The sequence below is a fragment of the Halomonas sp. A11-A genome, assembly GCF_003182195.1.
In the GTDB taxonomy this organism is placed as follows: domain Bacteria; phylum Pseudomonadota; class Gammaproteobacteria; order Pseudomonadales; family Halomonadaceae; genus Halomonas; species Halomonas alkalicola.
The window spans coordinates 20,681-44,309 of record NZ_QGTM01000018.1 but is presented as its reverse complement, the minus strand read 5'-3'; the positions used below and the strand labels follow the sequence as shown (position 1 = coordinate 44,309).

General features: G+C 69.0%; 23 protein-coding genes. 10 read left to right on the top strand and 13 right to left on the bottom strand.

All coding sequences use genetic code 11. The features are described from left to right. Positions 1–105 precede the first annotated feature (105 nt). A complete protein-coding gene (locus DER72_RS11610) occupies positions 106–393 on the bottom strand; it encodes a DUF2782 domain-containing protein (protein WP_110070150.1) in 288 nt (95 codons plus the stop codon). A 155-nt stretch (positions 394–548) separates the two neighbouring features. Between DER72_RS11610 and polA the strand changes: the two genes are divergently transcribed. After that, positions 549–3,308 (top strand): DNA polymerase I, encoded by a 2,760-nt coding sequence (polA, locus tag DER72_RS11605; RefSeq protein ID WP_110070149.1) that lies wholly within the window; start codon positions 549–551, stop codon positions 3,306–3,308. Positions 3,309–3,493: 185 nt separating this feature from the next. Here polA and DER72_RS11600 read toward each other — a convergent pair whose 3' ends face one another. The 6 genes from DER72_RS11600 to dctP all read right to left on the bottom strand — a co-directional run bounded on the left by DER72_RS11600 (position 3,494) and on the right by dctP (position 10,479). Beyond that, the gene (locus tag DER72_RS11600; protein WP_110070148.1) at positions 3,494–4,564 is read right to left on the bottom strand and encodes an ABC transporter ATP-binding protein; all 1,071 of its coding nucleotides are present in this window, start codon (positions 4,562–4,564) and stop codon (positions 3,494–3,496) included. Then, on the bottom strand, positions 4,564–6,171 hold the full coding sequence (locus DER72_RS11595; protein WP_219983272.1) for an iron ABC transporter permease: 1,608 nt from the start codon (positions 6,169–6,171) through the stop codon (positions 4,564–4,566). Before DER72_RS11595 ends, DER72_RS11600 begins: the two co-directional genes overlap by 1 nt. A gap of 53 nt (positions 6,172–6,224) precedes the next feature. Continuing rightward, the gene (locus DER72_RS11590) at positions 6,225–7,223 is read right to left on the bottom strand and encodes an iron ABC transporter substrate-binding protein (protein WP_110070147.1); all 999 of its coding nucleotides are present in this window, start codon (positions 7,221–7,223) and stop codon (positions 6,225–6,227) included. Positions 7,224–7,478: 255 nt separating this feature from the next. Next, the gene (locus DER72_RS11585; protein WP_110070146.1) at positions 7,479–8,810 is read right to left on the bottom strand and encodes a TRAP transporter large permease subunit; all 1,332 of its coding nucleotides are present in this window, start codon (positions 8,808–8,810) and stop codon (positions 7,479–7,481) included. Further along, positions 8,807–9,310 carry a TRAP transporter small permease subunit gene (locus DER72_RS11580; protein ID WP_110070145.1) on the bottom strand — a complete coding sequence of 168 codons (504 nt, stop codon included), beginning with the start codon at positions 9,308–9,310 and terminating at the stop codon, positions 8,807–8,809. The genes DER72_RS11585 and DER72_RS11580 overlap by 4 nt, the downstream gene beginning before the upstream one ends. A 65-nt stretch (positions 9,311–9,375) precedes the next feature. Beyond that, positions 9,376–10,479 carry a TRAP transporter substrate-binding protein DctP gene (gene dctP, locus DER72_RS11575; protein WP_110070144.1) on the bottom strand — a complete coding sequence of 368 codons (1,104 nt, stop codon included), beginning with the start codon at positions 10,477–10,479 and terminating at the stop codon, positions 9,376–9,378. Between the two features lie 349 nt (positions 10,480–10,828). Between dctP and DER72_RS11570 the strand changes: the two genes are divergently transcribed. Beyond that, positions 10,829–13,060: a tRNA(Met) cytidine acetyltransferase TmcA gene (locus DER72_RS11570; protein WP_110070143.1), complete on the top strand. Its 2,232-nt coding sequence runs from the start codon at positions 10,829–10,831 to the stop codon at positions 13,058–13,060. 35 nt (positions 13,061–13,095) lie between these two features. After that, positions 13,096–14,565 carry an aminoacyl-histidine dipeptidase gene (locus DER72_RS11565; protein WP_110070142.1) on the top strand — a complete coding sequence of 490 codons (1,470 nt, stop codon included), beginning with the start codon at positions 13,096–13,098 and terminating at the stop codon, positions 14,563–14,565. On the opposite strand, the gene DER72_RS11560 is transcribed toward DER72_RS11565, so the two are convergent. From DER72_RS11560 to DER72_RS11550, 3 genes are all read right to left on the bottom strand, one after another. Next, positions 14,559–14,918: a hypothetical protein gene (locus tag DER72_RS11560; protein ID WP_110070141.1), complete on the bottom strand. Its 360-nt coding sequence runs from the start codon at positions 14,916–14,918 to the stop codon at positions 14,559–14,561. The two genes, DER72_RS11565 and DER72_RS11560, sit on opposite strands and share 7 nt — an antisense overlap. 198 nt (positions 14,919–15,116) lie before the next feature. Beyond that, a complete protein-coding gene (locus DER72_RS11555; RefSeq protein WP_110070140.1) occupies positions 15,117–15,590 on the bottom strand; it encodes a Dps family protein in 474 nt (157 codons plus the stop codon). A gap of 135 nt (positions 15,591–15,725) precedes the next feature. After that, positions 15,726–16,862 carry a glycerate kinase gene (locus DER72_RS11550; RefSeq protein WP_110070139.1) on the bottom strand — a complete coding sequence of 379 codons (1,137 nt, stop codon included), beginning with the start codon at positions 16,860–16,862 and terminating at the stop codon, positions 15,726–15,728. Positions 16,863–16,987: 125 nt separating this feature from the next. Between DER72_RS11550 and DER72_RS11545 the strand changes: the two genes are divergently transcribed. The 4 genes from DER72_RS11545 to DER72_RS11530 are packed head-to-tail and all read left to right on the top strand — an operon-like array spanning position 16,988 to position 19,710. Then, positions 16,988–17,563 (top strand): hypothetical protein, encoded by a 576-nt coding sequence (locus tag DER72_RS11545; protein ID WP_258306283.1) that lies wholly within the window; start codon positions 16,988–16,990, stop codon positions 17,561–17,563. After that, positions 17,560–17,919, top strand: a complete 360-nt coding sequence (locus tag DER72_RS11540; RefSeq protein ID WP_110070138.1) for a hypothetical protein — start codon at positions 17,560–17,562, stop codon at positions 17,917–17,919. Before DER72_RS11545 ends, DER72_RS11540 begins: the two co-directional genes overlap by 4 nt. A 55-nt stretch (positions 17,920–17,974) precedes the next feature. After that, positions 17,975–18,643 carry a DUF1007 family protein gene (locus DER72_RS11535; RefSeq protein WP_110070137.1) on the top strand — a complete coding sequence of 223 codons (669 nt, stop codon included), beginning with the start codon at positions 17,975–17,977 and terminating at the stop codon, positions 18,641–18,643. After that, a complete protein-coding gene (locus tag DER72_RS11530) occupies positions 18,634–19,710 on the top strand; it encodes a nickel/cobalt transporter (RefSeq protein ID WP_110070136.1) in 1,077 nt (358 codons plus the stop codon). The genes DER72_RS11535 and DER72_RS11530 overlap by 10 nt, the downstream gene beginning before the upstream one ends. Here DER72_RS11530 and DER72_RS11525 read toward each other — a convergent pair. Beyond that, positions 19,707–20,129 carry an HIT domain-containing protein gene (locus tag DER72_RS11525; RefSeq protein WP_110070135.1) on the bottom strand — a complete coding sequence of 141 codons (423 nt, stop codon included), beginning with the start codon at positions 20,127–20,129 and terminating at the stop codon, positions 19,707–19,709. The genes DER72_RS11530 and DER72_RS11525 overlap by 4 nt on opposite strands. 118 nt (positions 20,130–20,247) lie before the next feature. On the opposite strand from DER72_RS11525, the gene DER72_RS11520 reads away from it, so the two are divergent. From DER72_RS11520 to DER72_RS11510, 3 genes are all read left to right on the top strand, one after another. Then, positions 20,248–20,994, top strand: a complete 747-nt coding sequence (locus tag DER72_RS11520; RefSeq protein ID WP_110070134.1) for a sulfite exporter TauE/SafE family protein — start codon at positions 20,248–20,250, stop codon at positions 20,992–20,994. Between the two features lie 72 nt (positions 20,995–21,066). Then, on the top strand, positions 21,067–21,198 hold the full coding sequence (locus tag DER72_RS11515; protein ID WP_110070133.1) for an entericidin A/B family lipoprotein: 132 nt from the start codon (positions 21,067–21,069) through the stop codon (positions 21,196–21,198). A gap of 82 nt (positions 21,199–21,280) precedes the next feature. Continuing rightward, positions 21,281–21,601, top strand: coding sequence for an I78 family peptidase inhibitor (locus DER72_RS11510; RefSeq protein WP_110070132.1), 321 nt, complete (start codon positions 21,281–21,283; stop codon positions 21,599–21,601). Here the strand turns inward: DER72_RS11510 and DER72_RS11505 are convergent. Then, positions 21,598–22,107, bottom strand: coding sequence for an acyl-CoA thioesterase (locus DER72_RS11505; protein WP_110070131.1), 510 nt, complete (start codon positions 22,105–22,107; stop codon positions 21,598–21,600). The two genes, DER72_RS11510 and DER72_RS11505, sit on opposite strands and share 4 nt — an antisense overlap. 179 nt (positions 22,108–22,286) lie before the next feature. After that, positions 22,287–23,600: a short-chain fatty acid transporter gene (locus DER72_RS11500; protein ID WP_110070130.1), complete on the bottom strand. Its 1,314-nt coding sequence runs from the start codon at positions 23,598–23,600 to the stop codon at positions 22,287–22,289. Between the last annotated feature and the right edge of the window lie 29 nt (positions 23,601–23,629).

The window sequence follows — 23,629 nt, the reverse complement described above, 5'->3', positions numbered from 1 at the left end:
GCCAAGCCGCCTATTGTAGCGACTTGGCAGTCCGATGCACGCGTGCGGATTCGGGGAGAGGCAATTGATGGCGATCGAGCGGCTCGGGCCGCTCTGGCTGGCGGGTCAGAAGGTCCGCAGGATCCACTGGGGGACGGCGATGCGGTCGCCCTCCTGGCGCTCGAAGTTGCCGTCGCCGTCGTGGTCCACCAGGTAGTAGGAGGGGCCGCGGGAAGGCCGGATCTCGATGGCGTAGAGCTCACCGTTGATGCGGTACTCGCGGATGGTACGATCCTCCTCCTGGCGGATGGTGATGTCCGGCTCAAGGTCGGCGGAGGACTGGGCCAGGGCGGGGCCGGTGGCGATCAGCGAAAGCCCCAGCAGCAGGGCGATGAGAGGGCGTGTCACGAGCATGGTGGCCTCCGGGCTGCCTGGGGCAGTAGCGAGGGGAGATACCCGCAGTGTAAGGCGTCCGGCGCACCCTGCCCACTACCCGCGGAAAAACGGCGCCGCAATGCGTATCATGGGTGATCAGGATCACTTTCCGCCCAGCTTGAAGGGATGCCTCCATGGCCGATACCCCCATCGTACTCGTCGACGGTTCCTCCTATCTCTACCGCGCCTTCCACGCCCTGCCGCCGCTGACCACCTCCAGGGGCCAGCCCACCGGCGCCATCAAGGGCGTACTCAACATGCTCAAGCGGCTGATCAAGGACTATCCGGACAGCCCCATGGCGGTGGTCTTCGACGCGCCGGGCAAGACCTTCCGGGACGAGCTGTTCGCCGAGTACAAGTCCCATCGCCCGCCGATGCCCGACGACCTGCGCTCCCAGGTGGCGCCGCTGCATCGGTGCGTCAAGGCGCTGGGGCTGCCGCTTTTGTGCATCGAGGGCGTGGAGGCCGACGATGTCATCGGCACCCTGGCCCGCCAGGCCACCGAGGCCGGCCGCGACGCGGTGATCTCCACCGGCGACAAGGACATGGCCCAGTTGGTCAATGCCCATATCACCCTGGTCAACACCATGAAGGACGAGACCCTGGATGTGGAAGGGGTGAAGGCGAAGTTCGGCCTGCCCCCCGAGCTGATCATCGACTTCCTGGCGCTGATGGGCGACAAGGTCGACAACATTCCCGGCGTGCCCGGCGTGGGCGAGAAGACCGCGCTGGGCCTGCTGCAGGGCATGGGCGCTGGCCTCGAGACCATCTATGCCGATCTCGAGAAGGTCAGGACGCTCACGTTCCGCGGCGCCAAGACGTTGCCGAAGAAGCTCGAGGAGCACCGCGACCAGGCCTTCCTCTCGTACCAATTGGCCACCATCAAGACCGACTGCGAGCTGCCTGTCGGCCTCGACGATCTCGATATCGCCCGCCCGGATCGCGAGGCGCTTCTCGAGCTCTACCGTGAGTACGAGTTCAAGGCGTGGCTCGCCGAGCTGCTGGAGGGCAGCGACAGCGGCGTCGATGATGCCGGCGGCGGCACGCCGACCCCTGCCGACGCCGACGCTGCCCCCGGCAGCGCTGCCCGGGAGGACCAGGTGATCCTGGAGCAGGCCGACTTCGACGCCTGGCTCTCGCGTCTGCAGGAGGCCGAGGCCTTCTGCTTCGACCTGGAGACCACCAGCCTCAACTACATGGAGGCGCAGATCGTCGGCGTGGGGCTCTCGCTTGTGCCCGGGGAGGCGGCCTATATCCCGCTCGCCCACGACTACCTGGACGCTCCCGCGCAGCTCGACCGCGACGCCGTGCTCGCTGCCCTCAGGCCGCTGCTGGAGGATGCCGGCAAGACCAAGATTGGCCAGAACCTCAAGTACGACATCTCGGTGCTGGCGAGCCACGGCATCAAGGTGGCGGGGCCCCTGGAGGACACCATGCTGGAGTCCTACGTGCTCGACTCCACCGCGACCCGCCATGACATGGACTCCCTGGCGCTGAAGTACCTCGGCGAGAAGACCGTCTCCTTCGAGGAGATCGCCGGCAAGGGGGCCAAACAGCTCACCTTCAATCAGATCGCCCTGGAGCAGGCGGCCCCCTACGTTTGCGAGGACGTCGACATCACCCTGCGCCTGCACGGCGAGCTGCGCCCGCGCCTTGCGGCCACCGGGCGCCTGGCGGAGGTGCTGGAAGAGATCGAGCTGCCGCTGGTGCCGGTGCTGTCGCGTATGGAGCGCACCGGCGTGGCGCTGGACCCGCAGCGCCTCGATGCTCAGAGCCGCGAGCTCGAGGGGCGCATCCGCGAGCTGGAGGCCCGAGCCTACGAACTGGCCGGGCGCGAGTTCAACCTGGGCTCGCCCAAGCAGCTCGGCCAGATCCTCTTCGAGGAGCAGAAGATTCCGGTGATCAAGAAGACCCCCAAGGGGGCGCCCTCCACCGCGGAAGCGGTGCTGGAGGAGCTGGCGCTGGACTACCCGCTGCCCAAGGTGATCATGGAGCACCGGGGACTGGCCAAGCTCAAGTCCACCTACACCGACAAGCTGCCGCGGCTGGTCAACAAGGGAACCGGCAGGCTGCACACCAGCTACCACCAGGCGGTCACCGCCACTGGCCGGCTCTCCTCCAGCGACCCCAATCTGCAGAACATCCCGATTCGCACCGAGGAGGGACGCAAGATCCGCCAGGCCTTTATCGCCCGGCCCGGCTACCGCATCGTCGCCGCCGACTACTCCCAGATCGAGCTGCGCATCATGGCGCACCTCTCCGAGGACAGGGGGCTGCTCGACGCCTTCGCCGAGGGGCGCGACATCCATGCCGCCACCGCGGCGGAGGTGTTCGGCGTGCCCCTGGAGAAGGTCTCGGACGACCAGCGGCGCAGTGCTAAGGCGATCAACTTCGGCCTGATCTACGGCATGAGCGCCTGGGGCCTGGGCCGCCAGCTGCATATCGAGCGCAACCAGGCCCAGACCTGGATCGAGCGCTACTTCGACCGCTACCCCGGCGTGGCCCGCTACATGGAGCGGATCCGCGCCCAGGCGGCGGAGGATGGCTTCGTCGAGACGGTGTTCGGCCGGCGCCTCTACCTGCCGGAGATCCACTCCCAGAACCGCGCTCGCCGCCAGGGGGCCGAGCGCACGGCGATCAACGCACCCATGCAGGGCACCGCGGCGGACATCATCAAGCGGGCGATGATCAACGTCGATGCCTGGCTGCAGGCGGGAGAGATGGATGCCTGGATGGTGATGCAGGTCCACGACGAGCTGGTGTTCGAGGTGGCGGAAGGGCAGGTGGAGGCCTTCATCGAGCAGGTGAAGGGGCGCATGCAGGCCGCCGCCGAGCTCAGCGTGCCGCTGATCGTCGAGGCACAGTCAGGTGCCAACTGGGACGAAGCCCACTAGGGGCAGTCCTGCGGCGCTTTTCTACTCTGGTGGGAGCCACGCTTTGCGGGCGGTTCGACGCTTCGACGAATGGCGCCGCAGGCGCCCCGGTGGTGTTGCCAGTGCTAGTGTCTTCCGCCAGGAGTCCTTCGGCCTCCATTCGCCGGGCAAAGCCCAGCTCCCACCAGTAGCCTCGAGGCCGGCACTCAGTCCCTGAGCACGGTGGCGGTGCGCTGGGGCTCCAGGCTGACCTGCTCGCCCACCTTCCACAGGGTATGGCTGGGGGTGATGGCGCAGAAGTGCTGGCCGTGCTGCTCCAGCAGATAGAAGCAGTCGTGGCCGCGGAACTCCCGCTCGACGATGGTGGCGCCCTGGCCGTCCGGGGCGGCGGAGAGGGCCAGGTGCTCCGGGCGCAGCGAGAGGCGCACCGGGCCGCGCCGGTGGCTGTCGATGGCCACCGGGCCGAGGGTGGTGCGGGCGATCTCGCCGTCGGCCTCGCCCTCCAGCAGGTTGGTATGGCCGAGGAACTCCGCCACGAAGGCGGTGGCCGGCGCCTGATAGATCCGCTCCGGGCGGTCCTTCTGGATCAGCTGGCCATAGTGCATTACCCCCACCTGATCGGCGAAGGAGAGCGCCTCGGCCTGGTCGTGGGTGACCAGGATCACCGAGGTGCCGGCGGCCTTGAACAGCCGGCGCACCTCCTTGCGGGTCGATTCGCGCAGGGCGGCGTCCAGGTTGGAGAAGGGCTCGTCGAGCAGCACCAGCTCGGGCTCGGCGGCGAGCGTGCGGGCCAGGGCCACGCGCTGCTGCTGGCCGCCGGAGAGTTGGTCGGGCATGCGCGCGGCGAGATCCGCCAGTCCCACCAGGTCGAGCCACTCCCGGGACTTGGCGGCCCGCTTGGCCTTAGGCACATGGCGCATGGCGAAGGCGACGTTTTCGCCCAGGCTCATGTGCGGGAAGAGGGCGTAGTCCTGGAAGACGATGCCGATGCGGCGCTGCTGGGGCGGCAGGCGGGTGACGTCCTCGCCGCGCAGCAGGATCTCACCGGCATCGGGGTGCTCGAAGCCGGCGATCATACGCAGCGTGGTGGTCTTGCCGCAGCCGCTGGGGCCGAGCAGGGCGAGGATCTCGCCGTTGTCCAGGGAGAAGCTCACGTCCTCCACCGCCAGCGGGTCCTGGCGGCGATAGCGCTTGTGCAGCCCGCCTACCGAGAGCAGCGGCTCGGGCAGCCGGGTCGGCACGCCCTGCGGAGCGGCCTTGAGGTCGAGGTTGGACATCATTTGCCCTCCTTGGTGAGCAGCAGGCCCACGGACAGGCTGGAGAACACCACGATGGCGGCGGCGAAGGGAGCCGCTTCGGCCAGCATGCCTTCCGAGGTGCGAGTGAAGACGGTGACCGCCAGGGTCGTGTAGCCGGTGGGGGCCAGCAGGAAGGTGATCGGCAGCTCCTTCATGCACAGCACGAAGACCAGCGCCACGCCGGCCAGGATGCCGCGGCGCAGGCGCGGGAAGATCACGTGGATGAAGGTGCTGATGGGGCCGTGGCCCAGGGATTGGGCAGCCTCTTCCATGCTCGGCCGTGTCTGCAGCAGGGCGCTGCGGATTGGGCCCAGGGCCAGCGCCAGCGATGCCATCGCCCAGGTGATGATCAGCATCGCCAGGGTCTGGTAGAGGAAGGGCGCGGTGCGCAGCGAGAAGAACACCATGGCCAGCGCCAGCGCCAGCGGCGGAATGGCGTAGCCGATATAGGCCGAGCGCTCGATCAGGGTCGCGAAGGGTGAGCGGTAGCGCACTGTCAGAAAGGCGATGGGCAGGGCGAAGGCCGCGGCCAGGAGGGCGGCCGGCAGGGCCGCGCCGGCGGAGCGCAGCAGGGTGCCCGGCACGCGGGCGAAGAAGGAGAGATCTGGCGGCGCCAGCAGCAGCCAATAGGCCAGGATCATCACCGGCAGGCCGATGGAGGCGGTGAACAGCGCCACCAGATAGGGCCAGGCCAGGAAGCGCGCCCGGCCGAGCCGCTGGGGCGTCATCGGGCGGGCCACCCCGGTGCCGATGCGCGCCAGCTTGCGCTTCACCACCAGGCTGTCGAGCATCACGAAGCAGGCGGCCAACGCCAGCAGCATCAGCGCCAGCCAGGCAGCATAGACGCGGTCGAAGGCGCCGGAGTACTGGGTGTAGATGGCGTAGCTGAAGGCCTCGTAGCGCATCAGCGCCACGGCGCCGAAGTCGCCCAGCACATAGAGGGTGATCACCAGCCAGCCGGCCATCAGCGCCGGCATCAGGTGGGGCAGGGTCACCCGACGAAAGATCTCGCCTTGGGTGTAGCCCAGGCTGCGTGCGCTCTCCTCGAGGTTGCCATCGAGACCCGCCAGGGCGGCGCGCAGGTTCAGGAACAGGTAGGGAAAGGTATAGAGCGACAGCGCCAGGGTGGCGCCCCAGTAGCCCTGCAGGCGCGGCAGCTGGAGCCCGGTGAGCTGGGCCAACACTCCGTAGTTGCCGCCGAGCCCGATCAGCGCATAGGCCATCACGTAGCCAGGCACTGCCAGGGGAATCACGCCGAGAATCGTCAGGGTCTTTTTGAAGCGGATATCGGTGCGGGTGACCAGCCAGGCCAATGGGAAGGCCATCAGGGTGGTCAACGCCACTACGCCGGCGGCCAGGGACAGGGTGTTGATCAGCAGTTGCAGGTTGCGGGGGCGGAATACCAGGTCGACGAGGGTGGCGCTATCGGCTTCGAACGCGCGCAGCCCCAGGTAGGCCAGGGGCACCAGCATCATCCCCGCCGCGATCAGCGAGGGTAGCAGGATATGCAGCGGAACGCCGCGAGGCAGCAGCCGGGGCAGGCCCCGGGTACGGTGCGGCGTGGCGGTGTAGCGTGTCGGATTCATCGTACCTCGTCGGTGAAGACCTGCCGCCACGGGGCGGCAGGTCGCTGGCCGGGTTACAGCAGCCCGGCGTCACGCAGCAGCCGGAGGGTACCCTCGAGATCGCTCAGGTCGTCAAGGTCGATCTGAGGGGAGACCTCCAGCAGGCGCTCGAAGTCCTCGAGCACCGGGTTCTGGATCACGTCGCGGGTGACCGGGTACTCGTAGACGTTGCCGGTAAAGTACTGCTGGGCGGCCGGAGAGAGCAGGAAGCGCACGAACTCCACGGCGGCCTCCTGGTTGCTGCTGCTCTCGAGCACCGCGATGCCGGCCACGTTCACCAGATTGCCGATGTCGCCGTCGGCGAAGAAGGTCTGCTTTACCGGGAAGTCGGCGTCGGAGGCCAGGAAGCGCGGCAGGTAGTAGCTGTTCACCAGGCCAAAGTCGATCTCGCCGTCGGCGATGCCCTGCACCTGGGTGGTGTTGTTGCTGAAGGTGACGGCGCCGTTTGCCTTCATCCCCTCGAGCCAGGCCAGGGTGCGCTCGTCGCCGTGCTCCACGCGCATGGCGGTGACGAAGGACTGGAAGGAGCCATTGGTGGGCGCCCAGCCGACGCGGCCTTCGTAGCGCTCGTCGACGAGGTCGAAGACGCTCTCGGGCAGCTCATCCTCGCTGGTGCGCTCCGGGGAGTAGGCGACCACGCGGGCGCGACCGCTGGCGGCGACCCAGTTGCCGCTCTTGCTGGTGTAGATGGTCGGCAGACCTTCGTAGATGTCGGCGGGCAGTTCGGCCAGCAGGCCGGCCTTACTAAGCTCGCCCATGGCGCCGGCGTCCTGGCCCCAGTAGAGGTCTGCCGGAGAGCGGCTGCCCTCCTCCTGGACCAGCACCGCCAACTGAGCGGTGTCGCCGTAGCGGACGTTGACGCTGATGCCGGTGTTCTTCTCGAACTGACTGATGATCGGCTCGACCATGGACTCGCCGCGACCGGAGTAGAGCGTCAGGCTGGCGGCGGAGGCCAGGGGAGTGGCAAGCAGGGTGGCCACGAGGGTGGCGGAGGCGAACAGCGACTTCTGCATATCTGGATGATCCTTGGGTTGACGGTCAGGATAAATCCGCTCTGCGGCGGCTGATGATCCTCGGCCAGTCTCGGTCTATTGGCACGATAGCAAAATTATTGTCTGCTGCAAATGATAATGATACGCAAAAGGCTTCTCATGATGTGCGTCAATTCCTGCCCTCGTGATGGACGGCTGTAGGCAGCACGAGTCTTGAAAACCGAAGCGCCCGCCATGCAGGGTATGGCGGGCGCTGTGTGGCGGGGAGGGCGGGGCTCAGCCCAGCAGCATCGCGGGCAGGCCGGTGATCAGCACCGGGAAGAAGGCCATCAGCACGCAGGCCAGCAGGATCAGCGCCACGAAGGGCAGCACCGCCTTGTAGAGATCGATGATCTCCACCCCCTTGGGCGCCACCCCCTTCATGTAGAAGAGCGCATAGCCGAACGGCGGGGTGAGGAAGGAGGTCTGCAGCACCACCGCCACCATCACCACGAACCACAGCACGTCGATGCCCATGTCGGCGACGATCGGCAGCATGATCGGGAAGCTCAGCAGCACGATGCCGGTCCAGTCGAGGAACATGCCCAGCACAAACACCAGGAAGAACATGAAGATCAGCGCGCCCACGGTGCCGCCAGGCATGGCCATGACCAGGTCGTTGATCACCGTCATGCCGCCACCGCGGGAGAAGACCCCGGTGAAGGCGGTGGCGCCGACCAGTACCAGCATCACCATGGTGGTGGTCTTGCCGGCATCAATCAGGGTCTTGAAGCAGGTCGAGAGCTTGCGATCACCGAAGATCAGGAACAGCAGGAAGGCGATGCCCACGCCGATGGCCGAGGCCTCGGTGGCGGTGGCCACGCCGGTGAACAGCGCGCCCAGCACGCCGAGGATCAGCGACATGGGCGGCAGCACGTACTTGGCCAGCATGACCAGCAGCTGGCCGGTGGAGACCTCGGCGCGCTCCGCGGCGGGCACCGGCGGGCCGTAGCTCGGCTTGACGAAGCAGATCACCAGCACGTAGAGGGCATACATCGCGCCCAGCATCACGCCCGGCACCAGGGCGCCGGCGAACAGCGCGCCCACCGAGACCGGCGAGTAGCTGGCCATCAGGATCAGCATGATGCTCGGCGGGATCAGGATGCCCAGGCAGCCGCTGGCCATGATCACCCCGGTGCTGAGCTCCTTGTTGTAGCCGTACTTGAGCATCGGGGCGAGGGCGATCATGCCCATCACCGCGATGGAAGCGCCGACGATGCCGGTGGTGGCGGCCAGCAGCACCGAGACGACCACCACGGTGAGCGCCAGGCCGCCGCGCAGGTTGGCCATCAGCAGGCGCATCGCCTCGAACATCTTCTCGGTGACGCCGGAATCGTTGAGGAAGCGCGCCATCAGCACGAACAGGGGAATGGCCACCAGGACGTAGTTGTCCATGGCGTTGCCGTAGATGTTGTTGATGATGGTGCCAAGCACGCGCTCGCCGGGGCCCAGGTAGGCGCCGATGACCGCCACGCCGCCCAGCACGAAGGCCAGCGGATGGCCCATGAACAGGCCGATCAGCAGCCCGCCGAACATCACCAGGGTGAGCAGTTCGGGACTCAGGTTCATGCGGCTTTCTCCTCGCGCAGCTGCTGGATGGCGCGAATGACGATGGCGATGGCCTGGAGCAGGATCAGCACGGCGGCCACCACGATGACGCCCTTGATCGGGTAGACCGGGATCGACACCACCCCGTAGGTGGTCTCGCCGCGGCTGTAGGAGCGCATGAAGAAGCTCCAGCCCAGGCTCAGCATCATGTAGATGAAGGGCACGAAGAAGATCAGGTAGCCGAGCAGTTCGACGATGGCCTGCTTCCGGCGCGAGAGCAGGCGCTTGAGCACGTCGACCTCGACGTGGGCGTGATGGCGCAGGCCGTAGGCGGCCATCAGCATGAAATGGGCACCGAACAGCATCTTGGTGATGTCGAAGGCCCAGTCGCTGGGGCGTCCGGCAAAGTAGCGCAGGCCGATGTCATAGAGGACGATCAGCGTGATCACGGCGATCAGCGGCGCGATGAGTCGCCCGAGCGCCTCGTTGAGCGTATCGATCGCCTTGGCAATCGCATTCATGGGAACAGTCTCCGACGTCGGAACGCAGGCCGCCCCGGGCAGGGCCGGGGCGGCTTCGGCACGCCTTACAGGCAGGCTTCGATCTCTTCCAGAGACGGCAGGTTATCCATGGTGCGGCTCATGTTGAACGGGACGGAGATGTCACGCCAGGTGGCGTAGTGCTCCAGGTAGCTGATCATGGAGTGGTAAACCTTGGCGTGGTCCGGGTGCTCACAGGCACCGCGCACGATCACCTCGTTAGTGATGTCCTGGATGCGGGCAAGTTCTTCATCGGAGAGCGGGTTGATCTGCACGCCTGCCTCGATGAAGTTCTCGGTGCCTTCGGTAGAGCCGCGCTCGGACCAGGCCAGCGACCAGGCCATGGTGGCGTCGGCGGCAATTTTCAGTTTCTCCTGGGTCTCTTCGGAGAGGGCGTCCCAGGCGTCTTTGTTAATCATCACGCCAAACACGCTAGCGGATTGGTGCCAGCCGGGTACCGACCAGTGCTCGACCACTTCGGCGAAGCCGGCCTTGTAATCCACGCCCGGGGTTGAGAACTCACCGGCGTCAACTACACCGCGCTCGATGGCCTGGTAGATTTCACCGCCAGCCAGGTTGACCTGGGAGCCGCCCAGTTGCTCGAGTACACGGCCCTGGTCTCGGCCCGAGAGGCGCAGGCGCTTGCCTTCGAGATCGGCCAGGCTCTCGATGGGCGTGCGGCCCATGAAACCGGATTCGTTGTTGGTGATGCCGTAGGGCAGATAGACCATGTTGTACTGGCCGTAGATCTCTTGATAGAGGTCCCAGCCGCCCCACTGCTGGATCCAGTTGAGATAATCCACGCCATTGAACAGCATGGTGGTAGTGGCCAGGGGCGAGAAGGCCGGGTTGCGGCCAGCCCAGTAGCCGGGCCAGTCGCCGGCGGCCTCGATGCTGCCGGTCTCGGTGGCGTCGAAGACCTCGGTGCCGGGCATCAGGGTGCCACCGGCGCGGAACTCGATCTGCAGCTCGTCGCCGGCCAGCTTGTTGACGAGTTCGGCCCAGTGGCGGTCGATCTGGATCAGGTCGAGGTTGTCGGGCCAGGTGCTGGTCATGGTCCAGCGTTCCTGGGCCTGGGCGGTGGTGGAGAGGGCGGCCAGTGCTACGCCGGCGGCCAGGCCGGTGAGGGCGAACTTGGTCATCTTCTTCATGGGATGCTCCCTGTGCGGGTTATTGGTGTTGGTCGAGAAGACGTATCGAGTGCCGGAGCCGGCCCTTATTGTGTGACGATGGTGGGGCGGCGGCGCCTGCGGTCCGCGGTTGACCGGACGGGCAGACTCGGCAGCCATGCCAAGCTAGCACACTGCCGCTCTCATAATCGATAGCCTGCTGGCGACAGGGCGCGAGGTGCCTGGGTGGTAGCTGGTAGAGGCGGCGTGTCAGATTTTTCTAGTATTATTAGAGTGTTAAATGAATTCCCTGTTGGCCTTTTCGGAGCCGGCAGCGTTGAATGCAATGAGCATTGCGACCAAGGTAGTAGCTGCCATCGGGAGGAAAACCATGCCGCAGGCCTCGGGAAGCCAGCCTCTATCGGGGCAGAGGGAGGCGCCAGAGGCGCTAAGGCAGCATAGCGTCAAGGCGATAGTGGAGCGGGCCGCCGACCTGGCGCGGCGGCGCTGGCGCGGCCTGGTATGGCTGACCGGCGAGGCGCCGGCCTGTCGTGAGGCGGCGCTGGCGCTATGGAGGGCCGGCCCCTGGCAAGCGCCGCTGTGGGTGGCCGCCGAGCCCCCTCCGGGGCTGGCCGGAGATGCCTGCCTGGCGCCCGGGCGGGCCCGGAGCCGCCTAGGCGGCGAGCAGGACTTGCTGGTGGTGGATGCGGTGTCCGCGGGGGCGGGCTTCGATCCCGACGCCTTCGGTGCCCTGGCCGGCACCCTGCGCGCCGGGGGCCTGCTGGTACTGATGACGCCCGCCGACTGGGGCGCGCGCCCCGATGCCGACTACGCCCGCCTGGCCGAGCACCCGTTTCTGCTGGAGCGGCTTACTGCCCGCTACCTGGGCCGGCTGGCTCGCCTGCTGGCGGCAGCTACCGAGGCGATCCGCTGGCGGGTAGAGGAGGCGCCGCTGCTGCCGCCTCTTGCCGAGCCGGCCCCGCAAACCTCGGCTCCCGGGCAGAGCAACCAAAGCGCGGATCCCGACTGCCTGACCGACGACCAGGCCGAGGCGGTGGCGCGCCTGGTGCGCCAGCGTCGGCGGCGCCCGCTGGTGATCACCGCTGATCGCGGGCGTGGTAAGAGCGCGGCGCTGGGCATCGCCTGTGCGCGACTGCTGGCCGCCGGCGAAGCGGAGATCCTGGTCACCGCGCCGCGGCCGGCGGCGGTGGAGAGCCTCTTCGAGCGCCTCGCTACGCTCTGCCCGGCAGGCGAGCGCCAGGGCCTCGACTTCCGGCTGGGCGATCGGCGGGTGCGCTTCGTGGCACCGGACGAGCTGACGCGACTGGCCCAGGCGGGGGCGGCCGGCGGGGCCGGGGCTCGGCTGCTGGTGGACGAGGCCGCGGCGATACCCGCCGCCCTGCTCGGCGAGTGGCTGGGTGCCTTCCCGCGCATCTCCTTCGCCACCACGGTGCACGGCTACGAGGGCTCCGGGCGTGGCTTCGCGGTGCGTTTCCTGCCGCGGCTGGCGCGCGAGGCACCCAACTGGCAGAGCCTGCACCTGGGCGAGCCGATTCGATGGGCGGCGGATGATCCCCTGGAGGGGCTGGTCAACCGCCTGCTGCTGCTGGACGCCGAGCCGACGGGGGCCCCGTCTGATGGCGACGTCGTCTGGCAGCGGGTGCTGCCCGCCGAGCTGGCCGAGGACGAGTCCCGGCTGCGGGCCCTGTTCGGCCTGTTGGTGCAGGCCCACTACCGCACCACGCCGGCCGACCTGCGCCGCCTGCTGGACGGCCCCGGCGTCGGCATCGGCGCGCTGATGGTCGACCGCTCCCCGATGGGCGTGGTGCTCACCGGCGACGAGGGGGGCTTCGATGCCGAGCTGGCCGAACGAGTGGCTCGCGGCGAGCGCCGCCCCCGCGGACACCTGATGGCCCAGTCGCTGGCCGCCCACGCCGGCAGCCGCGAGGCGCTCACCGCCCGGCTGCGTCGCGTGGTGCGCATCGCCGTGGCCCAGCCTCAGCGACGCGCCGGGCTGGGCCGGCGGCTGATCGAGGCGGAGGCCGAGCAGGCCCGCCGCGACGGCGTCGATCTGCTGGGCGCAAGCTTCGGTGCCGAGCCTGGGCTGCTCGCCTTCTGGCGCTCGCTCGGCTTCGTCACCCTGCGCCTGGGGCTGACCCGGGAGACCGCCACCGGGGAGCATGCGGTAATGGTGGCGCGCCCACTGAACGAGCGGGGCGAGGCGCTGGTGGAAGGGCTCGCCGCACGCTTCCGGCGCGCCCTGCCGGGACTGCTGGCCTTCGAGCTGCGCGGGCTTGCCCCCGAGATCGCCGCCGCCCTGCTGGCGGAGGGGCCGGCATTGGACGCCGCCGACCGCCGTGACGTGGAGGATGTGGCCTTCGCCCAGCGCGAGCCGGCCCTGGCCCGCCCGGCACTGCAGGCGCTGGTGCGCCACGCCCTGGCACGGGGCGTACCGGCGGGCGACGCCTCGCTCTGCCTGCTGGTGGCCTGGGGTTTCCAGGGGGCGAGCAGCGAACGGCTGGCTGCCCTGCTCGGCGTCACCGGGCGCCGCGAGGTCACCGCCCGGCTGCGCCAGGCCGCGGGGGCGCTGCTTGAGGCCACTTTCCCTGCCACCAACGGCTGAGTAAGGTAGGCCGGTTATCGCAGAGCAGACATCTCATGAACGAACATCTCGAAAGGCTCGAGCCGCAGCCGCTGTGGCGCCACTTCCGCACCCTGTGCAACACGCCGCGCCCCTCCGGGCACGAGGCGGCGTTGGTCGCCCTCCTCGAGGCGTGGGCCGACGAACAGGGGCTCGCCCACGACCGCGACGCCTTCGGCAACCTGCGCCTGCGCAAGCCGGCCACGCCGGGCTGCGAGGGTGCGCCGGGGGTGATCCTCCAGGCCCACCTGGACATGGTGCCCCAGGCCAATGCCGGCTCCTCCCACGACTTCACCCGCGACCCGATCCAGACCCGTATCGGTGACGACGGCTGGCTGCGCGCCACCGACACCACCCTGGGCGCCGACAACGGCCTGGGGGTTGCCGCGGCGCTGGCCATCCTCGAGGATGACACCCTCGCCCACGGCCCGCTGGAGGCGCTCTTCACCCTGGAGGAGGAGACCTCCATGGGCGGGGCCCTGAACCTGGCCGAGGGGTGGCTCGAGGGGCAGCTGCTGCTCAACCTGGACTCCGAGGATCGCGGCGAGGTCTATATCGGCTGCGCCGGCGGGGCCGACGTGGTGGTGGAGGCGCAGCTGCCGACGGCCTCCATCGGCGAGGACGAGGCGGCGATGCGCCTCTCGCTCACCGGCCTCAGGGGCGGCCACTCGGGCATGGACATCCACAAGGGGCTGGGCAACGCCAACCGGCTGCTGGTGCGGGTGCTGCGCGCTCTGGAGGGCTACGGGGTGCGCCTGGTGGACTATCACGGCGGCACGCTGCGCAACGCCTTGCCGAGGGAGGCCTTCGCCACTCTGGTCCTGCCTGCCGACCAGCGCGAGGCGGCACTGGCACGGGTGGCGGCGCTGGAGGCGGAGCTGCGCGCGGAGCTTGCCGGGGTCGACGATGGCCTGGCGCTGGCCCTCGAGCCGGCGGAGCCTGGCGCTGGCGAGGCGCTCACCGCCCAGGCCAGCCACCTGCTGGTGGCGGCGCTGCACGCCGCCCCCTGCGGGGTGGAGCGCATGAGCAGCGAGGTGCCGGGCGTGGTGGAGACCTCCAACAACCTGGGCGTGGTCAGCCTCGAGGCCGGGCGCTTCCATCTCTGCGCCCTGGTGCGCTCGCTACGCGACAGCGCCACCGCCGACCTGGCCGACCGCTTCAAGGCGCTGTTCGAGCTGATTGGCGCCCGGGTGCGGGTAGAGAACGCCTACCCGGGCTGGACGCCCCAACCGGACAGCGACCTGCTGGTCCGCTTCCGGCGCCTGCATCGTGAGCGACTGGGCAGCGACCCGGCGGTCAAGGTGATCCATGCGGGGCTGGAGTGCGGCATCCTCGGCGGCAAGTATCCGGCGCTCGAGATGATCTCCTTCGGCCCGCTGATCCGCGGCGCCCACTCCCCCGACGAGCGGGTGGAGATCGCCTCGGTGGCGGAGTTCTGGGACCTGCTGCGAGCCCTGGTCGAGGACCTGGCCCGCGAGGGTCAGTGATTGACCTGGATGCGCACCGCCGGGTAGCCGCCCACGGTTATCAGCGGGATGTCGGTGCTGCCGCGATGGTAGTACCGATGGTCCCGGCGGGGCTCGCGATAGCGGGGCGGCGAGGAGTAGTAGTGGTGCTCCACGACGCGGCTCGGGGTGCGGTGGCGATGTTTGGCACGCTTGGGGGCCTTGTAGCGCTTCTGGGCGTGGTGCCGGCCGCGGTCGGCGCGACGGTCATGGTGGTGGTAGTGGTGGTGCACCTGGGGCTGGTAGCCGCCGTGACGGTGGCGGTCGGCCATGGCAGGCAGGCTCATGGCGAGTGCCAGGGCGGCCATCAGGGTGGCCAGCAGTAGTCGGTTCATGGTCTCTCCTCCATGGGGGGCGAGGGCGCCCTCGTTCCTGCGTCCATGGAGGCAGTATATCGCCGTGTTCATGGGCGGCCGCCTGCCCGGCGGGGGTTGCCCAATCTCTTCATATTCGCAGCGGGGGTGACCGCAAACGACGACACCGCCCGAAGGCGGTGTCGTGTGGCGCCGGATTCCGCCGGCTGGTGCGGCGGCTCAGCCGAGGTAGGCGTTGAGCATCCAGACGGTCTTCTCCTGCTCGCGGATATAGTCGCCGACCTGGGCGGCGGTGCCTTCGTCGTCGGCATCGGCGGCCAGCGAGAGCAGCTCGCGCTGCAGCTCGATCAGGGTCTGGAAACCCTGCAGGGTGCCGCGCACGCAGGCCTCGCCGTCGGTGACGTTCTTGTCCTCGGCGATGCGCGACATGGTCACGTAGTCACTGTAGGCGTGTACCGGCTGGTGGCCCAGGGTCAGGATGCGTTCGGCGACCTCGTCCACCTTGGTCAGCAGGTCGGTGTAGAGCTCCTCGAACTTCTCGTGGAGCTGGAAGAACTGGGGCCCCTTCACGTTCCAGTGGTAGCCACGCACGTTCATGTAGAAGATCTGGTAGTTGGCCAGCAGCTCGTTGAGCTTCTCGGCCAGCTGGCTGGCGCTGCTCTCGTGCAGGCCGATGGTGTTGGTGTGGCTCATGCGGATGCCTCCTTGATCGTGATGGGAACAGTCTAACCCGCCGGCTCGGTGGCCGGAGAGCCAATGATGGTGATGGCCACCATAGCCGCTGTACATGACATGCCGGCGCGCCGGCCGAGATTCAAGTGGCCCGGGTCACTTCCTGGATGCGGCGAGCAGTCGCACCACGGACTCGGCGCGGTCCGCCAGCAGCTCGGCACAGCGCTCCAGCGCCTCGTCCAGTCCCATGGGGCCGTCGGCCAGGGCGAAGGCGGCGGTGACCCCCTCCTCGAGGGCGGCCTGCCAGCCCGGTGCCAGTCGCCCGGCCAGCACCACCACCGGCACCTCCTTCGCCCGTGCCGCACGGGCCACGCCCACCGGGGTCTTGCCGGCCAGGCTCTGGCCGTCCAGCTGCCCCTCGCCGGTGATCACCAGATCGGCCTCGGCCAGCAGCGCCTCGAAGCCGGCCTGGGCCATCACCAGCTCGATGCCCGGGCGCAGCTCGGCGCCCAGGAAGGCCCGGGCGGCGAAGCCCATGCCGCCGGCGGCGCCGGCACCGGGCAGCTCACGGTACTCCTCGCCCAGGGCCGCGGCGGTCACGTCGGCGAAGCGGGCCAGGGCGGCGTCCAGCCGGGTCACGTCCTCCGGCGTGGCCCCCTTCTGGGGGCCGAACACCGCGCTGGCGCCGCGCTTCCCCAGCAGCGGGTTGTCGACGTCCACCGCGGCTTCCACCTGGAGGCCGGCCAGCCGCGGGTCAAGCCCGGCGAGGTCGAGCTCGGCCAGCTCGGCCAGGGCGGCACCGCCGGGCGGCAGGTCGCGACCGTCACGATCCCGCAGTCGGGCGCCCAGCGCCACCAGCATGCCGGCGCCACCGTCGTTGGTGGCGCTGCCCCCCAGGGTGAGCAGCAGCCGCTCGGCGCCGGCGTCCAGGGCCGCGCGGATCAGCTCGCCCACGCCGTGAGTGGTGCTGTACAGGGCGGTGCGCTCGGCCGGGGCCAGCGCCTGGATGCCGCTGGCCTCGGCCAGCTCCACGAAGGCGGTGCGGCGCTCGGCCAGCCAGCCCCAGTGGGCGCGGGCGGGGCGCCCCAGGGCGTCCTGCACGGTAGCGGTGCGCCGCTCGGCGCCGGTGGCGGCCAGCAGCGCCTCCAGGCTGCCCTCGCCACCGTCCGCCAGGGGGCACTCGATCGGTTCGATCGCCTCCCCTAGGCGGCGGATGCCGCAGGCGATGGCGCGGGCCGCGGCGGCGGCGGGCAGGGCGTCCTTGAAACTATCCGGGCAGATGAGAATCTTCATGGGAGGCTCGCGGCAGGGGGTGGCCCTCAGCTTACCGCCGGGAGGCGACGAGCTGAAGCGGTGGCGTTCCCAGCCGAGGGCCGGCTGCGTACACTGCACGCCGGTGCATTCACGGGAGAGAGACCATGCTGCGGCCCCAGGTATGGAAGAAGGTGCGGGCAAGGGCGCCGGTCATCGGCCTGGCGGCGCTGCTGCTGGCCGGGTGCCAGACCCTTCCCTCCACGCTGCCAGTGGCGGAGCCTCGCCCCGCAGCGGAGTGCCGCTGGACCATCGGCGATGGGGCGGTCCAGCCGCTGGTGCGTGCCGCCGTGGAGGCCCTGGAGGCCGACGGCTTCCTGATTCGCCACACCGACCTGGCCCTGGGGCTGGTGAGCGCCGAGCGCACGCGTATCCTGCCGGGCTACGGTGATCGCTACGACCGTTGGGATTCCCGCGGCATGTTCGGCGGCATCGGCATCGGCGGTGGCCGCGGCGGGGTGAGCAGCGGCGTGATGATCGGCTTCGGCGGCGTGGGCAGCCTGACCCGGGACGCGACCCAGCTGGAGCGGGTCTCGCTGCTGGCCGGCGATGGCGAGGTGCGGGTGAGCCGCGATATCCAGGTGATCGACTGGCGCGGCGAGCTGGCCGAGGCGCGCAGCGCCAGCACGACGGAGTTCTGCCAGCGGCTGCGCGACGCCATCGAGGCGGGAGGTCGGCCATGAGTCGCTGGCTTGCCGTGGCGCTGCTGGCTCTGCTGCTGGCGGGCTGTGCCAACTCGCCGGCCCGGGAGCCGCCTCGGGAGCTGGACTTCGCCTATGCCCCGGAGGCGACCCTGCGGGCCTCCGCCCAGGTGCTGATGGCCAACGGCTATGTGGTGCGACACGCTGACGCCGAGCTGGGCCGTCTGGAGGCGGTCTTCTCCCGCTGGCCCGGCTACCGGGTGCTGGTGGAGGTCTCGGGAGAGGGCGAGCGGAGCCGGGTGAGCCTCACGGCCAGCCGCGGCGGCCGCCCGCTGCCGCCGCAGACCCTGGACCGCCTGCTGGTGGAGATGCAGGAGCAGCTGGGCATGTGGCGCTGATCACGCCCGATTCGCGATTGAAGAGACAACGCTGTAAATAAACCCGAGAGACACCATGTTCGATCATCTGCGACGACCCCTTGGCCTCGCCGCTGCGACGCTGCTGTGCCTTGCCATGAGCGGCCTGGCCCACGCCCACCCCCACGGCTGGATCGACCTGCGCATGCGCCTGGTGGTGGACGACGAGGGCCGGCTCACCGGCCTGCATCAGTCATGGCGCATGGACCCCTTCTACAGCCTGGTGGTGCTGGAGGAGCTGGGCCAGACTGGCGGCGAAGGCGGTCTCGAGGCCGCCCTGGACCAGCTCGGCAGCGAGATCCGCGACAATCTGGTGCCCTATGGCTACTACACCGAGCTCTACTTGGGCGACCAGAAGCAGGCGTTCGATGCGGTCAACGACTACACCGTGCTGGAGCGCGGCGGCCGGATCGAGTTCATCTTCCTGCTGCCCCTGGCCGAGCCGCAGCCGCTGGCCGGCCAGACGCTGCGCTACCAGGTGTTCGACCCCACCTACTACATCGAGATGGTGCACGAGGAGGAGGAGCGCGTGCCGGCGGAAGATGCCCTGCTGGTGGGCGGTGAGCTCGCCTGCGAGACCCGGATCCGTCAGGCCAGCCCCGACCCGGAGCTGGTCATGCGTGCCGCCATGCTGGACGTGGATGACGAGGCCGAGCCAGGGCTCGGGCGCCACTTCGCCGAGACGGGGGAGGTGACATGCCGGTAGTGCTCAGGCGACTGCTGTGGCTGGCGGGGGCCCTGCTGCTTGCCCTGCTGGCCTGGCAGCTGGTGCTCCAGGAGGCCCTGCAGGGGCTGAGCCTTCAGCTGGTGGCCTGGCAGCGCGATTTCCATCGTTCCCTGACCCTGGCCATCAGCGAGTTCTCGGGTACCCCGTCGTCCGCCGCCTGGTGGGGGCTGCTCGGCATCAGCTTCGGCTACGGGGTCTTCCACGCCGCGGGGCCGGGCCACGGCAAGGCGGTGCTCGCCACCTACCTGGTCACCCAGGGCGGGGCCCGGCGGCGGGCGCTGGGGCTCTCCTTTGCCGCCTCGCTGCTGCAGGGGCTGGTGGCCATCGCCCTGGTGGTGGTGCTGGTGCACGGCCTGGGCTGGCTGACCCGTCAGGCCATGGGCAGCGTGGTGTGGGTGGAGCAGGCCAGCTTCGTGATGGTGGCGCTGCTGGGGGTCTGGCTCTGCCTGCGGGCGATCCGGCAGCTGCGGCGCCGGCCGGGGCCGGTGGGTCACGCCCACGCCAGCGCTGCTCATGGTCACTCTCAGGGGGGTGGGCATCGCCACGATCATCACCACGATCATCATCATCAGGGCCATGACTGCTGCGGCGGCCACCACCATGTGGATCCACAGCAGGCCGGCGACTGGCGTACCGCCCTGGCCACGGTGGTGGCCATCGGCATCCGGCCCTGCAGCGGGGCGGTACTGCTGCTGGGGGCGGCGACCCTGCTCGGCCACTTTGCGGTCGGGGTGGCGGCGGTGATGGTGATGTCGCTGGGCACGGCGCTGACCGTCTCGGCGCTGGCGCTGGCCAGCGTCTATGCCAGGGGTTGGGCGGAGCGCCGCCTGGCCCGCCAGGAGCGGGCGGCACGGGCCGGACGGCTGCTGCACTGGGCGTCGCTTGCCGGCGGTATTGCCATCCTGGCGCTGGGGGTGTCGCTCAGCGTGACCGGCGCAAGCCAGCCGTCCGGGGTGCCCCTGCTGGGGGACCCCGCGTCGCGCGGCGCCCCGGCGGCAAGTCCTTCCAGCGAGGGAGCGCCTCCTCGCCACCCCCTGGGCGGCTAGTCGAGGTCGAGCCCCTCCACCATGGCCAGCACCCGGTCACGCATGGCGGCCAGGGAGTCGAGATCGTGGCGGCGGGGCTCTCCCTGGCCCCATACCGGACCGGGCCAGGCTTCGTCGTCCTGGTGACGCAGCACCAGGTGAACATGGAGCTGGGGCACCACATTGCCAAGGCTCGCCACGTTGAGCTTGTCGGCACCCAGCAGCTCCTTGAAGGCCTGGCCGACCCGGCTGGCCTCACGCCACAGCTGCTGCTGGTCGGCCTCGTTCAGGTCGAATACCTCGCTTGCCCCGCGCCGCCGCGGGATCAGCATCAGCCAGGGGTAGCGGGCGTCATCCATCAGGCGCAGCTGGCACAGCGGCAGCTCGGTCACCGGGTAGCTGTCTTCCGCCAGGCGCGCATCGAGCCTGACCTCTTCCATGTCCTTTCCTCATGCGGGGTCGTGGCCCTCCATCATGCCATATCTCCTTCGGCTCGAGTTCTGCCGCGGCGCCGGCTATGCTGGCGCTTCTGCCCGGGCGTCATGACAAGGAGACGCGATGACCCTGCTCGAAGTGCTGGCCCTGCTCGCCATCGGCGTGGTGGCCGGCTTCATCAATGTGCTCTCGGCGGGCGGCTCGATGCTGACCCTGCCGCTGCTGATGTTTCTGGGCCTCTCCCCCCAGGCGGCCAACGGCACCAACCGGGTCTCCATCGTGCTGCAGAGCGTCGCCGCGGTGGCCAGCTTTTTCCGCGCCGGTGCCCGCCATGTGGGGCTCTCGCTGCGTCTTGCGGCGCCGGCGGTGGTGGGCTCGCTGCTCGGCGCCTGGCTGTCGCTGCAGGTCAGCGATGGGCTCTTCGAGGCGATCCTGATCAGCGTCATGGCGGGGTCGGCGGTGCTGATGCTGCTGCCCCAGCCCCGGCTCGATACCCGGCCGCTTACCGCGGAGCGCCTGACGCCGGCGATCTATCTGGCGATGTTTGTCATCGGGCTCTACGGCGGCTTCATCCAGGTCGGGGTGGGGATCCTCTTCATCGTGGTGCTCTACCGCATGCTGAAGATCGACCTGGGCCAGGTGAACGCCTTCAAGGTGCTGATCGTGCTGCTCTACACCCTGCCGGCGCTGCTGGTCTTCGTCTTCAACGACCAGGTGCGCTGGGGCTACGGCCTGGTGCTGGCGGCGGGCAGCATGCTGGGCGCCTGGCTGGGGGTGAGGGTCAACATGAGCCCCCGGGGGGCGCTGTGGGTCAAGTGGCTGACCATCGGGGTGATCGTGGCCATCATCCTGCGGCTGCTGCTGGGATAGCAGGGCAGATCGCCGCCGGCAGTGCTAGATTGGATGTGGGTATCCCAGATCCACGAGCAAGGAGGCAAACCGATGCAACGCACCCTGGCCATCGTGCTGCTGTCGCTCTTCTCCCTCTCGCTGCTCTCCGGCTGCAACACCATTCGCGGTGCCGGCGAGGATATCGAAGCGGGCGGCGAGGCGATCCAGCGCTCCACCCAGTGAGTGTTTGATTTGAAAGGTCCCGCCACAGGCCGGAGCGAGTCGACTCGCTCCGGCTCTTTTCATCAAGGAAGAGGAGACAATCATGCCCTTCAAGCTGCTCACCCCCGCCATCGCGGGCCTGCTGCTGGCCGGCTGTGCCGGAATGACCGCCCCGCCGGCCCATGAGTCGGCACCGCCGCCGCCCCGGGTGGAGAGCCGCGGCGAGTGCGGCGCGGCCCAGGTGCAGGATCGCGTGGGGCGCGCCTACAGCGAGGCGCTGGGCGAGGCCATCCACGCCGAGAGTGGGGCGGCCGCCATGCGGGTGATCCGCCCCGGCGACGCCGTCACCCTCGACTACCGCCCCGACCGGCTCAATGTCCGGCTGGATGACGACGACGTCATCACCGAGATCGGCTGCGGCTAACCCTCCGCGATGCCGTGCTCGGCCTGGGTGCGGCGCTCCTCCCGTTCGGCCTGCTTGCGCAGCTTCTTGCGCAGCGCCGCCTTCTCGAAGCGCAGCCGCTGCAGCTTCGTTTCAAGCTTCAGCGGCGGCACCCGCGCGGGTTTCCCCTCGTCGTCCACGGCCACCATGGTCAGGTAGCAGCTGTTGGTATGGCGAATCAGCTTCCGGCGGATATCCTCCGCCACCACCTTGATGCCGATCTCCATGGAGGAGCGCCCCACGTGGTTGACGCTGGCCAGGAAGGTGACCAGCTCTCCCACGTGGATCGGCTGCTTGAACAGCACCTGGTCCACCGAGAGGGTCACCACGTAGTGGCCGGAGTAGCGGCTGGCGCAGGCGTAGGCCACCTCGTCGAGCTTCTTGAGGATGGCGCCGCCGTGGACCTTGCCGCTGAAGTTGGCCATGTCGGGGGTCATCAGCACGGTCATCGAGAGCTCGTGCTGGCCGGGCAGGTCGGTGTGTTCCATATCAGTCTCCAGGGCGGTTGCCCTGCTCCTCGTCGTGGCCGTAGGCCAGATGGTTACGGCGCCGCTGGGCCGGGTGGGGCGGCTGCCAGGGCCAGTGACCCTCGACTTCCAAATGCAGCGTGACGCCCAGGAGGGCTTGAGAGGGCGCCCCCGGCAGCGGGGCCAGGGGCGCTGGAGGGTCAGAACCAGGTCAGGCCGATCGAGATGACCGCCCCGGTGATAAACAGCTGGATCAGGCAGAAGCCCATGATGTCCTTGGCCTTCAGGCCGGCGATGGCGAGCACCGGCAGCGCCCAGAAGGGCTGCAGCAGGTTGGTCCAGGCATCACCCCAGGCCACCGCCATGGAGACCCGGGCCACGTCCACGCCCAGCGCCTCGGCGGCCGGCAGCATCACCGGCGCCTGCACGGCCCACTGGCCGCCGCCGGAGGGCACGAAGAGGTTGACGATGCCGGCGCTGATGAAGGTCCAGAAGGGCAGCGAGGTCTCGGTGGCAAAGGAGACCAGCGCCTCGGACATGCTGGCGGCCAGGCCCGACTGCACCATGATCGCCATGATGCCGGCGTAGAAGGGGAACTGGATGACGATGCCGGCACCGCCCTTGATCGCCTCGTTGAGGCTGATCAGCAGGCTGCGCGGGGTGCGGTGCAGCACGATGGCCAGGAACAGGAACAGGAAGTTGACGATGTTCAGGTTGAGGCCACCGCCGCGCAGGAAGAAGTGGTCGAGCAGGTAGATCAGGCCGGGGATGCCCACCAGCCAGGCCAGGGTCACGCTGTTCTCGAGGCGATCGGCAGGGCGACGGACGCGTGCCTGGGCCTCGGGAGCCTCTTCCTCCAGCAGCTTGGGATCGACGTAGACGCTCTCCTTGTCGTCGGGGAGCATCAGGCGGTTGACCAGCGGGATGACGATGAAGAGGCAGACCACGATGGCCAGGTTGAAGAAGGCGAAGATGGTGGAGCCGGTACCGATCACACCAATCTGGTCGGCGGTGAAGTGGCCCTCGGTGGCGATGGTCAGCGGAATGGAGCCGGCCAGGCCGCCGTGCCACACCACGAAGCCGGAGTAGGCGCTGGCTACCAGCAGGCGGTAGTCCACCCTGACCAGGCGCGCGAGCTCCTTGGCGAACAGCGCGCCCACCACCAGGCCGAAGCCCCAGTTGATCCAGCTGGCCGCCAGCGACACATAGGTGACCAGCAGGATGGCCCCGCCGGGGCCCTTGGCCAGGGCCGCCAGGCGCTGCAGCAGCTTCTTCACCGGGGGGGAGCTTGCCAGCATGAAGCCGGTGACCAGCACCAGCAGCATCTGCATGGAGAAGGTCAGCAGGTTCCAGAAACCGTCGCCCCACATGCGCATCACCGCCAGCGGCGTCTGGCGTTCCACGGCGATGGCGGCCACTGCGGCGATGATGGTCAGCAGCAGCACGAAGATATAGGGGTCGGGCAGATAGCGATCGACCAGCTTCACCGCTGGTCTCGAGAGAGCCTTGAGCATGGCGTTCCCTTACTGTTGTGAGTGTTATG